The organism is Peptoanaerobacter stomatis (assembly GCF_000238115.1).
Classification (GTDB): domain Bacteria; phylum Bacillota; class Clostridia; order Peptostreptococcales; family Filifactoraceae; genus Peptoanaerobacter; species Peptoanaerobacter stomatis.
Genome location: NZ_JH414552.1, coordinates 44,274 through 58,156, shown reverse-complemented (window position 1 = coordinate 58,156; position 13,883 = coordinate 44,274). Strand labels below are relative to the sequence as shown.

Genomic DNA, 13,883 nt, shown 5'->3' with positions numbered 1-13,883 from the left:
AAAAGGTTTTTACAATCAACACAAAATATCATTACATAATGAGTTGTAAAATTTCTATTAAAATTTTTAAGGAGGATTTATATTATGAAATGTCTTGTTACTGAACTTTTTAACCAATCCGGTATAGATGTATTTGAAAAAAACGGTGTAGAAGTTACACTTGCATATGGAAAATCTATCCCTGAAATAACAGATATGGTAAAAGATTATGAAATACTTGTAGTAAGAGCAGAAACACCTGTTCAAAAACCTATGATAGATGCCGGTGTTAAACTTAAAGCAATCGGTATGGCCGGTATAGGATTAAATCACATAGACGTTGAATATGCAAAAAGCAAAGGCATAGCAGTATTTAATGTACCTGATGGAAGTACAACAGCAGTTTCAGAACTTGCAATAGGTACTATGCTTAACGTACTTAGAAAAATAGGAAACGCAAACAATTTTGTAAAAGCAGGAAACTGGAATAAAACAGGCTTTACAGGAAATGAAATAAAAAATAAAACTGTAGGTATACTTTCTCTTGGAAGAATAGGATTCAGAGTTGCAGAAATATGCTTAGCATTCGGAGCAAAAGAAATCGTAACTTATGACCCTTACCTAAAACAAGAAGTAGCTGATAAAATAGGTGCAAGAATACTTCCTTTAGACGAAGTTCTAAAAGTAGCTGACATAGTATCAATACACACTCCACTTACTCCTGAAACTAAACATATGATAGGAAAAGAACAATTGTCACTTATGAAAGACGGTTCTTTCTTATTCAATTTAGGACGTGGCGGTATAGTTGATGAAGAAGCTCTTTATGATGCTCTTACATCCGGAAAATTAGCAGGTGCAGGTTTTGACGTTATGGAAATTGAACCTCCTGCAAAAGATAACAAATTATTCAAATTGGATAATTTCAGCATAACTTGTCACATAGGTGCAGGAACAAAAGAAGCTCAAATATATATAGCAGACTCACTTGCAAACCAAATAATGAATTATATAAATAAATAATTTTTTATGTAACACCCTTTTTTGAAAAAATACCGTATATTTTACTTTATAAGAAGTATTTTATATGGTATTTTTTTTGCAAAAAAATTTCCCTATAATTAAGGGAAATCTTTTATTTTATACTAAACACTAATAAAATGATGGAAAATAGTGTTACACAAATATAATAAAGGGTTATTTATAAACTTATTAATTTATTACCTATTATTCTATTAGAAATCAGTTTTAAAATATTGATGGCTCTTCTTGAGTTTCATTTGAATTTTGTTGTGCGTTCACATTATTTACTGTTGTCGTTTTTGCAGCATCTTCAGCAGGTTTAACCTCTTCAGGTCCTGTACCTGTTCTTATTATTTTCGGTGTCATAGTATATCTGTCTTTTGATATAACTGTTTTTTGTCCGTCCACCATTTTATAGGTCACTGAAGTGTATCCTGTATGTCCCGGATCTTCTATTTCTTCTTTTCCTTTTGGCAAATTAGGATCATTTTTATATACCAATGTAGGCTCTACTGTACTTGTAACTTCAGAATATATGTCAACGTGTTTGCTTCTTGTTGTATCTCCATAAATTTGTGCTACCATAACTCCGCTGTCTGCATATGTTTTTATATATACAGGAAACGGATATGAGTTTTTATATTTTAAGTCCGGTCCTGACGTTGCAACTGTTGCATCTCTGCCTATCGGAACATATCCTATCGGAAATGAATGGTTTGTTCTTTGTGTTATATCCATTCCACCTAATAAAAGCGCATTATATAAAGTGGAACTCACTTGGCATACTCCACCTCCAACTCCGTCCTGATATTCATTATTCACTATAATTTTTGCAGCTCTAAATCCGTTTGATGTAGATACATCCCCAAGAACTCCAAGAAAGCTGACTTCTTCTCCCGGCATAAGCAACTGTCCGTTCAACTTTTGTGCGGCAAGCGCCACGTTGAATGAACGTTCTGAATCTTTGGTGGAATATTTTGAAGTATATGATGCTATAATTCCATTTATTGATGATAGCTCTTCTGTTTTTACTGAAGGCTCTTTTACAGCTACAGGTATAGCCACTTTTACTGTCTTTTCTTCACTTGATTTTACTGCGTTTTCAACATCAGCTTTTAATTTCTCTATATCCACTGCATATCCATTTTGTGAAGGAATTATGCTCACACTTCCTCCGTCTGCACTCACAGTGGCATTTACAGGTTCAGCATTGACCTCACTTGCAACTTTATTATAAAATTCATCAAGCTTTGTATAGTCTTCTTTTGTTTCAAGCTCAATAAATTCTTCCAAACCTGAATTCAGTGTAATAACTTTTATTGCATTTGTCAAAAAATTGCCTTTTCTTCCTATTTCATAGGCTTTTTCCACAGCTGTATCTATATCATATGAAAAACCTACATCTGACAATCCCTGCACCCACTGTTTATCTTCATTTGTAAGTGTAAGAGTTCCAAATTTAAAATTATTTTCTAATAAAGACTTGGCTTCATTAACGGAAAGATTAGACACGTTCACTCCATTTATAAATACATTATTGTATATGTTCCCTGTATTCATCAACGTATTTGCATATACTACAACTCCTGAAAAAATCATCAAAACAACAGCAAATACTATGGCTATTTTAGGAAAAACGGATCTTTTCTTTACTTTTTTTCTTTCTTTCACTTTATCACCTTCTTGCTGATTAAAAAATTATAAAAAATTATGATAACAAAAAATTTATATAAAAAATTCATATATATAGTAATCGAAAATAAGTTAAATATATTTAAGCAAATTGATATTACAATTATTTTAAATAAAATCACTATATATTTATTTTTTACTTAGCCAAAATTATAAAAAGCTTTTTAAAACATTTTAAACCTCTGTAAAATCCAATATATTTAAAAATTAACTCTTCTTTTTAAGTATATCTTTATAATATAGACAATATTCCTTGAGATTACACTTTTCACATAGAGGATTTTTGGCTTTGCAAGTATACCTGCCATGAAATATAAGCATATGATGTGCAAGAGTCCAGTCTTTTTTTGCAATCTTTTTTTGCAAATCAAGCTCGACTTTGTAGACATCTTCCTCTTTAGAAAAACCTAATCTGTGTGCTAATCTGAAAACGTGCGTATCGACTGCAATCGCCGGCACTTTAAAACAGTTGCTCATAACTACATTTGCAGTCTTTCGCCCTACCCCTGCAAGAGATGTTAACTCTTCCATGGTCTTTGGAACTTTAGAATTATATTTTTGTATCAAATCTCTCGACATTGATATTAAATTTTTCGATTTTGTATTAAAAAAACCTATCGTCCTTATATATTCTTTAAGTTTTTCTTCGCCTAAGTTCACCATCTTTTCAGGTGTATCAGCCACTTTGAACAAGTCTTTTGTGACTATGTTTACTCTCTTATCGGTAGATTGAGCCGACAGTATTGTTGCTACAAGCAATTCATAAGGTGTATTGTGGTTGAGCTCGCAAGTAGCATCCGGATACATCTCTTTTAAGATTTCAATTATAGCCTTATATTTATTCAAAATTTACTCCTTTTATTATGTTTTAACATAAAACAGTATCAATCATCTTTCAAAATATCCAAATTGCGCTTTATAACAGATTTTCCTCTAAAATTAAACGCCCTTGAAATGTATTTTTCTTTGAACTTTTTGTTTGACAACTCATCTATGTCTTCATTTTTTATAGTCTTAATTATATCACAATTTTTAGGAATAGTTTTTACATTATTATTAAAATGACACACATTTTGACATACATCGCAGCCGAAAATTTTTTTGCTCTTTTTAATTATCCCCTGCTCATGCTCGTTTAACTCCCCTTTTTTCTGTGTGATATATGAGGCACATCTATAACTGTTTATAGTAAAATCACCATTTATAGCTCCCCCGGGACAGCTTTTCACACAAGCCATACATTGGTCGCAATACTTTTTATCATATTTCTTCTCATTTAAAAGCAAGTCTGTCACTATAAGTCCTATGTTCACATAGCTCCCGTATATATCGCTAAAAATCATAGAGTTTATCCCAAGTCTACCTAACCCGCTATAAAATGCGAAAAATCTTTCATTTAATGTGCCTGTATCTGATTGAATATAAAAACCTGAATCTTTATGAAAGTTTTTGATATATTTTACAATCTCGCAAAGCATATCCTTAACAGATATATGATAGTCCATACCCATACAGTACATGGATAGATTTCCGTTTTTGCTGTGCTCATCTGTAAGATAAGGAAACAATATAACTATTATACTCTTTGCATTTTCAAGCACATTTTGGGCAAAAACTCTCGAGTTTATATCATCGCTTTCAAGCGAGGTTATCAAGTTGTCGTTTTTTCTATTTGTCAAAAAGCAAAAAAAATCTTGTTGGCTTTTGAGTAACTCTTCATCTTCCAAATTTAATATTGCATATTCTATTTCATAAGGCAAATTCAGATTCAAAATCGACTTTTTAACTATACTTGACATATCTTCCTCATCATATGGTATTATACTTTTAAAACCATACCAATTATATATTAATTATAATACTCCATTTGTCTAAAATCTAAACAAATGTATTTATATTTTTTACATCCGCTATTGATTTTTTACAAAAAAATGATAGAATTATATAATCATATTTCATTTTTATAAAATATATATTATTATATTATACCTTTACATTCCACTATATTCTAATAATTTATGCATAACAAAAACAATAACAATAACAAAACATATATTTTATAATTAAATTTTTGCATATTTAATATCATATTATTTCATTTTTGCATTATATTTTTAATTTATAACAAACTGCCTTAAATTTATATAAAGGAGATTTATTTATGAATACAGATGTTGTACTTATAAAGGGTGACGGCGTAGGTCCTGAAATTGTAGATCAAGCTGTAAAGGCTATACACGCTGTAGAAAAAAAATACTCTCATAAATTTAACTTTAATGAATATTTAATGGGAGAAAGTGCATATAACGTTTATAAAAAAACTCTGCCGGACAGCACTCTTGATGCCTGCAAAAAATGCAAAAATATATTATTCGGAGTGGTAGGCAGTCCCACTCTCGACCTTGACGAAGAAAAAAAGCCTGTAAAAGCATTGTTTGACATAAGAACGGAACTTGACCTGTTTACAGATTTAAGACCTATCAGAATAGACAAGAGACTTTCAAATCAAGCCTTACTAAAAAGTGAATACATAGAAGAGGGTGTAGATATACTTATAGTAAGAGAATTGACAGCAGGACTGTATATAGGAGAACATAAAATTTCAGGAGAAGGCGATAACAGATTTGCCACTGATTTAATGTATTATGATTTTAAGCAGATTGACAGAATAACATCGAGAGCGTTCGAGATGGCAAGGCGCAGAAGAAAAAAAATAACCTTGGTGGATAAAGCTAATGTGCTTGCGACATCTAAGTTGTGGAGATTGATATTCGATGATTATGCAAAGAAAAACCCTGACATAACAGTAGAACGTATGTATATAGATACCGCTACTATGCAACTGATAAGACGTGCAAGTGAATTTGACGTCATATTGTCCGAAAATATGTTCGGTGATATAATATCCGATGAAGCCGGCATATTATCAGGTTTTGTAGGACTTATACCGTATGCAAGCATCGGCGAAAATAACTGTATGTGCGGTCCTACTCACGGCTCTGCAAATGATATAGCCGGTAAAAATATAGTCAATCCTATGGCAAGCATATTATCGGCAGGTCTTATGCTTCGATACGGTTTTAACTTAAGTGATGAGGCTGACGATATAGATGAGGCTGTATACAGTGTACTTGCACAAGGCTATAGAGCAGGCATTTCTTCTCATAACAAAGACAGCTCTTTAAAATATGTAGGTACAGATACAATCGGTGATTTGGTAGCTGAAAAAATACTTATGAATTGTTAATAACTGTCGAAAAAAATTCTTTGTTTACAAAGTATAAATCTTATATTATAAGTTTAAAAATACATCTCCCCATAAGAGAACAAAAAAGTTCAATAATATTTGTTATAGAAAACTCTAATGTATATTATTAAATCTAATCATAACTTTCAGTTGAAGCGAATGCGGTATTTTCTTTAAATTTATAATAAAATCTTATAGAATAATGGAAAATCATGACAATTAATTTTTCTGATAGACTATGTATATTAATTTTATATAATTATACAACTTATCCATAATTTTATTAGAAAATAGTATTACAACAAAAAATACCAATACTAATCTTATTATGATTAATATTGGTATTTTTTTATATTATGCTGTCTCTTGCACTTCTTTTTGTTCTTTTACCTGTTCATTTTTTGCTTCTGCCGGAGGATTATTATCAGCTTCTTTTTTATCATCCGGTGCAGCCGGTTTCACACTCAAAGGTTCTTTTTTCTTTATTTCTTTACCTTTTATTGCATGTGTAGGGCATTTTTGAACACATATATTACACTGTTTACATTTGTCATAATCTATAGTAGGCAAGTTATTGTCAAAAGACATGGCTCCAAAAGGGCAACTCTTAACACATAGTTGACAGCCTATACATCCTACTGAACATACATCTTTTACATCTTTTCCTTTTTCTCTTGAGCGACAGAATATGTAAACTTGTTGATTTTCAGGTATCCAATCTATTATAGATTTTGGACAAACTTCTATACATTTACCGCAAGCAACACATTTTTCTCTATCTACGTGTGCAACTCCGTCTGTACCTATATATATGGCATCAAACTTACAAGCTCTGACACAAGTTCCAAATCCCATACAACCGTATGTACAGCCTTTTTGTCCGCTTTGTGCTATTGTCGCCGCTTTACAATCTATTATCCCTAAATATTTTGCTTTTTGAACTGCATTTTCAGTAGTACCGTTACAAGCTACATTTGCTACTTTTCTAACTCCTGATTCCGCTGTAACTCCCATTATAACCGCAACTTTTTCCGCTACTGCTGCTCCGCCTACAGGACATCCGTTTACAGGTGCTTTTCCTGAAGCTATAGCGGCTGCCAATCCTCCACAACCCGGAAAACCGCAACCTCCACAGTTTGCTCCCGGTAATACTCCTAATATTGCCTCTTCTTTAGGATCTACTTCAACAGCAAATTTTTTTGATGCAATAGCAAGTCCTGCTGCAAATGCAAATCCCATAACTGAAAGACTTACTACTGAATTTATTATTACGCTCATCTATTACACCTACTTTCCTAATCCACTAAATCCGAGGAATGATATTGCCATAAGTGACGCTGATATAAGTGCTATCGGAAAACCTTCAAATGTTTTCGGTATATCTGACAGCTCCAATCTCTCTCTTATTCCTGCAAATAATACTATCGCAAGTGTAAAGCCTAATGCTCCACCTAAACCGTTGAATATAGTTTCTATCAAGTTATAGTTGTTTTGTATGTTAAGTATAGCTACCCCAAGCACTGCACAGTTTGTAGTTATAAGAGGCAGATAAACCCCCAATGACTGATATAGAGTAGGACTTGTCTTTTGAATTACCATCTCTACGAATTGAACAAGTGCAGCTATTACAAGTATGAAAGCTATTGTCTGTGTAAACTGTATACCTAATGCGTTCAATAATAACTGTACCAACCATGTGATTATTGATGCCAATACCATTACGAATGTAACCGCCATACCCATACCTATTGCTGTTTCAACTTTTTTTGATACGCCTAAGAACGGACATATACCGAGAAACTTCGACATACAAAAGTTGTCAACAAGTATGGAGATTAAGAGTATCAAAAGTATATTTTTCATCGTATTCTCCTTTTATATTTCAATCTGTTATTTTTTATTCTTAATTTTATTAAATCCTGCCAATAATAATCCAAGTGCCAAGAATGCTCCCGGTGGAAGTATCATTATTAATGCCGGTTGATAACCTATTTTCCCCAATATGTCTATTCCAAATATTGAACCGTTTCCCAATATTTCTCTAACTGCACCTAATATTGAAAGTGCTAATGTAAATCCTAAGCCATTTCCCAAACCGTCACCGAATGATGCAAGAGGCGGATTTTTATATGCAAAACCTTCAGCTCTTGCAAGTATTATACAGTTAACAACTATAAGCGGTATGAAAAGTCCGAGTGCATCATATAGCGGAGGTACAAAAGCCTCTAAACAAAACTGTACAACTGTAACGAAAGATGCTATAACAACTACGAATATAGGTATTCTTATCTTTGATGGTATTATCTTTCTAAGCAGTGATGTCAGTAAATTGGACAATGCCAACACGACTGTTGCTGATAATCCCATACCGAGTCCGTTCATTGCTGATGTTGTTGTGGCAAGCGTCGGACACATACCAAGTACTTGGACGAAAGTAGGATTTTCGTCTATAATTCCATTTTTTAATGCTTTAAAAAATCCCATTTTAGCCTCCTATTTATTTAACTCATTTTCAAAGAGTTCTATAGATTGATTTACACCTTTTGTAACTGCATTTGATGTTATTGTTGCACCTGCAATCGCAACTATTTCATTATCTTTAGGCACTGCATTTTTAATTACTTTCAGCTCTTTTGCCTCTTTATCGTTGTATTGATCTATGAATGCAGGATCTTTTGATTTTGCTCCAAGTCCGGGAGTTTCCGACATACTTCCAAGGCTTACTCCGCTTATCTTACCGTCTGCTGTTATACCTGTAGTTATTTCTATATCTCCGCCGTATCCTTTTGATATATTTTTTATTGTATAACCGACTGTTTTATTATCAGCATCTACTCCTTTATATACTTCTACTATATCTTCTCCAAATTCTTCTTCTATTTTTTCAAAAGATTTTGCAACATATAGTATCTCTTGTCTTGCTTTATTGTCTTTTTCTATTTTTTGTGTTTCTATTATAGGTTGTGTTATTCCGTATATTGTTGATACTATTCCGGTAGATACCGCTGTTATTATAAATAATATCAATCCGAATTTAATTACTTCGTTTTTCATTTTTTATTTACCTCCCCAAACACTCTCGGTCTTACTTGTCTTTCTATAAGAGGTGTTGCCACGTTCATAAGCAATATTGAATAAGATACTCCTTCCGGATATCCACCGTAATATCTTATAACAGATGTTAAAAGACCACATCCGAAAGCATATATGACTTGTCCTTTTACAGTCATAGGTGATGTCGCATAGTCGGTAGCCATAAAGAATGCTCCGAGCATCAAGCCTCCACCGAATATATTATATAATATCATTGATGAATCAAATCCTGAAAAAGCATAAGTAAGTACTGCAACTGTAGCTATATAAGTAACAGGAATCACATATGTTATTACTCCTCTGTACATTAAGTAAATTCCACCTAATATTAGAAGTATCGCACTTGTTTCTCCTATTGTTCCCGGTATATTTCCTAAAAACATATCCATTAAATCCGCTCTTACCACTCCTTCTGATGCAGCATTTTTTATAAATGCAAGCGGTGTAGCTGTTGATACCATATCAGGTGATTTTGTATATGGTAATGTCCAAGATGTCATAAGTACAGGCCAAGATGCAAGTAACATCGCTCTTGCTATAAGCGCCGGATTTACAAAGTTATGTCCTAAGCCACCAAACAGTTGTTTTGCAATTACTATCGCAAATACCGCTCCTACAAAAGTAAGCCACCAAGGTGCTGACGCCGGTACGTTAAATGCTAATAATAATCCTGTTACAACAGCCGATAAATCTTTTATTGTAATAGGTTTTTTCATAAGTTTTTGTATTACATATTCTGCCAATACCGCTCCCACTACACCTGATACTATATTGATTGCAGCACCTGCTCTAAAATAATATATACTGGCAATGGTAGCCGGAAGCAAAGCAATAATCACATCTCTCATAACTGACGAAACTGTTTCGTTACTTCTTATATGGGGAGATGAAGATATTATTAAGTCTTTATTTTCCATTGTTCCCTCCTGTGTATCTGATTTTTTAATTTTTATTTTTCTTTTTTGTATATGGTAATTCATCGTATATGGCTTTACAAAGATTTGTTAAAAAACTTTTGTCATCTACGTCTACAAGTAACATAGGTTTTGCATTTTCATACGGTAATTCATATACTAAATCTCTTATCATTTCTTTTGCCTTATCGGTTTGTTTTATGAGCAATCTGTCATCATATACTCCACCTATAATTTTATCTTTATAGTATAAAATATACTCTCCCATCATCTTGCGATAATTTATATCCTCCAAATCTGACAACTGTTCTAAAACAAATTCAAGGTATTCTTTGCTACTTGGCATTCTTTTCAGCCTCTGCTTTGGCTTTTTCCTGTGCTTTTCTTCTCATCGCCATTATTTCTCTTTTTGCAACTCTTATTGATTGCAGTAACGGACGTTTTGAAGGGCATATAAAAGAACATGAACCACATTCTATACAGTCAAGTGCTCTATATTCTTCCGCTTTTTCAAAATTGTCTTTTAATGTATGTGCACTTATATAAATAGGCTCTAACCCTGCCGGACAAACGCCTACACATTTTGCACATCTTATGCAATTTTGTGTTTCTCCTATTTCAGCCTCTTTTTGTGTAAAACATAGTATGCCTGATGTTCCTTTGTTAGCAGGTACATTTATATTAGCTAATGCAACGCCCATCATTGGACCACCACTTATAACCTTTGCAGGATCTTCTTTAAATCCGCCTGTCATCTCTACTATATCGCTGTACAAAGTTCCTATCTTAAACATAACATTTTTAGGATTTGCTATCGCTCCACCTGTTACTGTACATATTCTTTCTATAAGAGGTAGACCTGTTCTTAAAGATTTTGCTATCTGTGCGGCTGTTGCCACATTATCAACTATTGCTCCCGCATCCGCAGGCAATCCTCCTGATGGAACTTCTCTACCTGTACATACGTTTATAAGTTGTTTTTCCGCTCCTTGCGGATATTTTGTTTTTAATGTTACAACTTTTATATTCGGATATTTTTCAACCTCTTTTTTTATCGCCTCTATGCAATCAGGTTTATTATCTTCTATTCCTATGTAACCATTTTCTACAGATGTTATTTTAAGTATGGCTCTCAGACCGTCTACAACATCTTTTGTCTGTTCAAGCATCAATCTGTGGTCTGCTGTAAGATATGGTTCACATTCAGCTCCGTTTAATATAATGGCATCTACCACCTTATCCTTCGGAGGATTAAGTTTTACATGTGTAGGGAATGTTGCTCCCCCCATACCAACCAAACCTATTTCTTTTACTATCTCTAAAAGTCTTTCTTTTGACAATTCCTCTATTGTTCCGTATGGTTTTATATCTTCGTGAATTGTGTATTCTTTATCATTTTCTATTATTACACAGTCAGCTTTTTCTCCTGTATTAACCAATATTTTTTTCACGTCTATAACTTTTCCTGAAACGGATGAGTGTATAGGCGCTGATACAAAACCGAGTGGTTCACCTATTTTTTGTCCCACTTTTACAATATCATTCTTCTTTACCAAGCTGCTACATGGAGCGCCGATGTTTTGGATAAGAGGTATATACACTTTATCCGGTGCATCGAGATACTCTATTGCACTATGCTCAGTAGTAGACTTGTTGTGTTTAGGGTGGATACCCCCTCTAAAAGTCGTTAATTGCATTGTCCCCTCCTACAATATAAAAATAAAAAACATTTATATATTAAATATAATTATAAACAAGTTTAAAATAAGTTATTTGCTATAATTTTAACTAATTATAATCACTCAATTTCTATTAAGATATATTATAAAAAACATTTTCACAAAAGTTCGCACTTATTTAACTTTTCAGTATCATCAAATAGTAAAAAATATTTCTTCAAGAGCTCTTACGGTTTTTTTGCAACTCCTGTAACGGAAAAATAACATAGACATAGTTTTTTAAGCATATGTTCATCTCCTTTTCTTTTATTTTTTAAATGAGAATTATTTTAATTCTTAAAAACGATTGCAGTTTGTTTAAATAATCATATATAGTTAGTATAAAACGAATATATAATTAATTTTAAGCAAATAAACTCTTTTCTCATAAGATAATACCACTTTATAATTGTACACCATTTATTAATAAATTACAATTTAGATTTTAAAAAAATTTAATTTTTATTATAATTTTTATTAATACTTTTTTATGATATAATCATTTATATACATTGTAAGCATATATTTATCTATATGTTGTTTTAGTTTAAACATTCACAATTATATAATATTTTATAAAAACAAGGAGATACAATGATTACCGTATCTAATATAAAAATCTCTTTAAATGAAGATGAAGCAAATATAAAGGATAAAATCGCAAAAAAATTAAAACTGAAAAATACAGATATACACTATAAGATATTAAAAGAGTCATTGGACGCAAGAAAACGAGATAATATACATTTTATATATCAGGTCTTGGTAGATGCTGATGAAAAAAAATTAAATAAACATATATTCGATGATACTGATATAAAACCTTATATAAAACAAAATATCCCCATATTAAAAAAGGGCAGTGTCTCTATTGATAAGCCTATATTAGTAGTAGGTAGCGGACCTGCCGGTTTATTCTGCGCTTATAAACTCAGCCTATATGGGTACAAAACGATATTGATAGAGCGTGGAAAAGACGTGGATAAACGCAGTATAGATGTAGAAAACTTTTGGAAAACAAGCATTCTTAATGAAAACTCCAACGTACAATTTGGAGAGGGAGGTGCAGGCACTTTTTCAGACGGCAAACTTACCTCAAGAAGTAAAGATGTAAGAGGTTTTGAAGTATTGGAAACATTCCATAAATTTGGTGCTGATGAAAATATATTATATAAACAAAAACCCCATATAGGAACTGACATATTAAAAAATGTGGTTAAAAATATGCGAAATGCCATATATTCACTGGGCACAAGCGTTAGATTCGAGAACAAATTGGAAGATTTTGTAATAGAAAATAACATCATAAAATCAGCTGTTATAAACGGAGAAAATATAGATGTATCTATGGTAGTACTTGCAATAGGTCACAGTGCAAGAGATACATTTGGTATGCTTTATAAAAACAATATATCAATGCTTCAAAAGCCGTTTGCAGTAGGATTCAGAATTGAACATTTACAAGAAAATATAGATAAAGCACAATATAAGGAGCATTACAACAACCCAAAATTGTCTTCGAGCGAATACTTCCTGACAAATGCCCTAAATGAAGTAAATAGAAGTGTATATACATTTTGTATGTGTCCCGGCGGATATGTTATCCCTTCGTCTTCTTCAAAAGAAGAATTAGTTGTAAACGGTATGAGCTATAACGCAAGAGACGGTGTAAATGCAAACAGTGCGATACTTGTAAACGTACGTGAAACTGATTTTAACGACAATATATTGGGCGGAGTAGATTTTCAAAAGGAATGCGAAAGAAAAGCATTTATCTTAGGAGGAGGAAACTATAAAGCTCCTGTTCAAAGAGTAGGAGATTTTCTAAATAATACAGTTTCCACACATATAGGAAAAGTCAAACCGACATACGAAATAGGCTATAAATTATCCAACTTAAACGAAATATACAAAAAAGAACTTACAGAGTCAATAAAAAAATCTATAATAGCCATGGATAAAAAAGTAAAAGGATTTGCCGATAACGATGCAATTTTAACAGGAGTAGAAACAAGAACATCTTCACCGGTCAGAATATTAAGAAATCCGGATAACTTAAACAGCGTAAGCATATCAAATCTATACCCTTGCGGAGAAGGTGGCGGATATGCAGGCGGAATAGTCAGCAGTGCTATAGACGGTTTAAAAATAGCCGAAAAAATAATAGAAAATTATTATTTTATATAGAAATATTGAATACTTAGTGATATAATGAGA

General features: G+C 32.4%; 13 protein-coding genes. 3 read left to right on the top strand and 10 right to left on the bottom strand.

Going from position 1 to position 13,883, the window contains the following annotated elements:
* Positions 1-84: 84 nt before the first annotated feature.
* The gene (locus HMPREF9629_RS06055) at positions 85-1,002 is read left to right on the top strand and encodes a D-2-hydroxyacid dehydrogenase (RefSeq protein ID WP_009525492.1); all 918 of its coding nucleotides are present in this window, start codon (positions 85-87) and stop codon (positions 1,000-1,002) included.
* Between the two features lie 225 nt (positions 1,003-1,227).
* Here HMPREF9629_RS06055 and HMPREF9629_RS06050 read toward each other — a convergent pair whose 3' ends face one another.
* The 3 genes from HMPREF9629_RS06050 to HMPREF9629_RS06040 all read right to left on the bottom strand — a co-directional run bounded on the left by HMPREF9629_RS06050 (position 1,228) and on the right by HMPREF9629_RS06040 (position 4,493).
* Entirely contained in the window at positions 1,228-2,673 is a 1,446-nt protein-coding gene (locus HMPREF9629_RS06050) for a VanW family protein (protein ID WP_009525491.1), read from the bottom strand.
* Between the two features lie 228 nt (positions 2,674-2,901).
* Positions 2,902-3,540: an endonuclease III gene (gene nth, locus HMPREF9629_RS06045; RefSeq protein WP_009525490.1), complete on the bottom strand. Its 639-nt coding sequence runs from the start codon at positions 3,538-3,540 to the stop codon at positions 2,902-2,904.
* A 38-nt stretch (positions 3,541-3,578) separates the two neighbouring features.
* The gene (locus HMPREF9629_RS06040) at positions 3,579-4,493 is read right to left on the bottom strand and encodes an epoxyqueuosine reductase (protein ID WP_009525489.1); all 915 of its coding nucleotides are present in this window, start codon (positions 4,491-4,493) and stop codon (positions 3,579-3,581) included.
* A 362-nt stretch (positions 4,494-4,855) separates the two neighbouring features.
* Here HMPREF9629_RS06040 and leuB point away from each other — a divergent pair, with 362 nt between their 5' ends.
* The gene (leuB, locus tag HMPREF9629_RS06035) at positions 4,856-5,941 is read left to right on the top strand and encodes a 3-isopropylmalate dehydrogenase (RefSeq protein WP_009525488.1); all 1,086 of its coding nucleotides are present in this window, start codon (positions 4,856-4,858) and stop codon (positions 5,939-5,941) included.
* Positions 5,942-6,295: 354 nt separating this feature from the next.
* Here the strand turns inward: leuB and rnfB are convergent, their stop codons facing one another.
* From rnfB to rsxC, 7 genes are read right to left on the bottom strand one after another with little or no spacing between them, the layout of a single operon-like run.
* Positions 6,296-7,219: an RnfABCDGE type electron transport complex subunit B gene (gene rnfB, locus HMPREF9629_RS06030; protein WP_009525487.1), complete on the bottom strand. Its 924-nt coding sequence runs from the start codon at positions 7,217-7,219 to the stop codon at positions 6,296-6,298.
* 9 nt (positions 7,220-7,228) lie between these two features.
* Positions 7,229-7,804: an electron transport complex subunit RsxA gene (rsxA, locus tag HMPREF9629_RS06025; RefSeq protein WP_009525486.1), complete on the bottom strand. Its 576-nt coding sequence runs from the start codon at positions 7,802-7,804 to the stop codon at positions 7,229-7,231.
* Positions 7,805-7,831: 27 nt separating this feature from the next.
* The gene (rsxE, locus tag HMPREF9629_RS06020) at positions 7,832-8,425 is read right to left on the bottom strand and encodes an electron transport complex subunit RsxE (RefSeq protein ID WP_009525485.1); all 594 of its coding nucleotides are present in this window, start codon (positions 8,423-8,425) and stop codon (positions 7,832-7,834) included.
* A 9-nt stretch (positions 8,426-8,434) separates the two neighbouring features.
* A complete protein-coding gene (locus tag HMPREF9629_RS06015; RefSeq protein WP_009525484.1) occupies positions 8,435-8,995 on the bottom strand; it encodes an RnfABCDGE type electron transport complex subunit G in 561 nt (186 codons plus the stop codon).
* Positions 8,992-9,951 (bottom strand): RnfABCDGE type electron transport complex subunit D, encoded by a 960-nt coding sequence (locus HMPREF9629_RS06010; protein WP_009525483.1) that lies wholly within the window; start codon positions 9,949-9,951, stop codon positions 8,992-8,994. The genes HMPREF9629_RS06015 and HMPREF9629_RS06010 overlap by 4 nt, the downstream gene beginning before the upstream one ends.
* 25 nt (positions 9,952-9,976) lie before the next feature.
* Positions 9,977-10,294, bottom strand: coding sequence for a TfoX/Sxy family protein (locus HMPREF9629_RS06005; RefSeq protein WP_009525482.1), 318 nt, complete (start codon positions 10,292-10,294; stop codon positions 9,977-9,979).
* Positions 10,284-11,645: an electron transport complex subunit RsxC gene (gene rsxC / locus HMPREF9629_RS06000; protein WP_009525481.1), complete on the bottom strand. Its 1,362-nt coding sequence runs from the start codon at positions 11,643-11,645 to the stop codon at positions 10,284-10,286. Before rsxC ends, HMPREF9629_RS06005 begins: the two co-directional genes overlap by 11 nt.
* A 615-nt stretch (positions 11,646-12,260) precedes the next feature.
* Between rsxC and HMPREF9629_RS05995 the strand changes: the two genes are divergently transcribed.
* Entirely contained in the window at positions 12,261-13,853 is a 1,593-nt protein-coding gene (locus HMPREF9629_RS05995; RefSeq protein ID WP_009525480.1) for an NAD(P)/FAD-dependent oxidoreductase, read from the top strand.
* Positions 13,854-13,883: the final 30 nt, after the last annotated feature.

Coding starts and splice junctions, on each gene's coding strand:
- rsxE (WP_009525485.1), bottom strand. CDS start 8,425: ATGGGATTTTTTAAAGCATTAAAAAATGGAATTATAGACGAAAATCCT.
- HMPREF9629_RS06005 (WP_009525482.1), bottom strand. CDS start 10,294: ATGCCAAGTAGCAAAGAATACCTTGAATTTGTTTTAGAACAGTTGTCA.
- rnfB (WP_009525487.1), bottom strand. CDS start 7,219: ATGAGCGTAATAATAAATTCAGTAGTAAGTCTTTCAGTTATGGGATTT.
- rsxC (WP_009525481.1), bottom strand. CDS start 11,645: ATGCAATTAACGACTTTTAGAGGGGGTATCCACCCTAAACACAACAAG.
- HMPREF9629_RS06040 (WP_009525489.1), bottom strand. CDS start 4,493: ATGTCAAGTATAGTTAAAAAGTCGATTTTGAATCTGAATTTGCCTTAT.
- leuB (WP_009525488.1), top strand. CDS start 4,856: ATGAATACAGATGTTGTACTTATAAAGGGTGACGGCGTAGGTCCTGAA.
- HMPREF9629_RS06055 (WP_009525492.1), top strand. CDS start 85: ATGAAATGTCTTGTTACTGAACTTTTTAACCAATCCGGTATAGATGTA.
- rsxA (WP_009525486.1), bottom strand. CDS start 7,804: ATGAAAAATATACTTTTGATACTCTTAATCTCCATACTTGTTGACAAC.
- HMPREF9629_RS06015 (WP_009525484.1), bottom strand. CDS start 8,995: ATGAAAAACGAAGTAATTAAATTCGGATTGATATTATTTATAATAACA.
- HMPREF9629_RS05995 (WP_009525480.1), top strand. CDS start 12,261: ATGATTACCGTATCTAATATAAAAATCTCTTTAAATGAAGATGAAGCA.
- HMPREF9629_RS06010 (WP_009525483.1), bottom strand. CDS start 9,951: ATGGAAAATAAAGACTTAATAATATCTTCATCTCCCCATATAAGAAGT.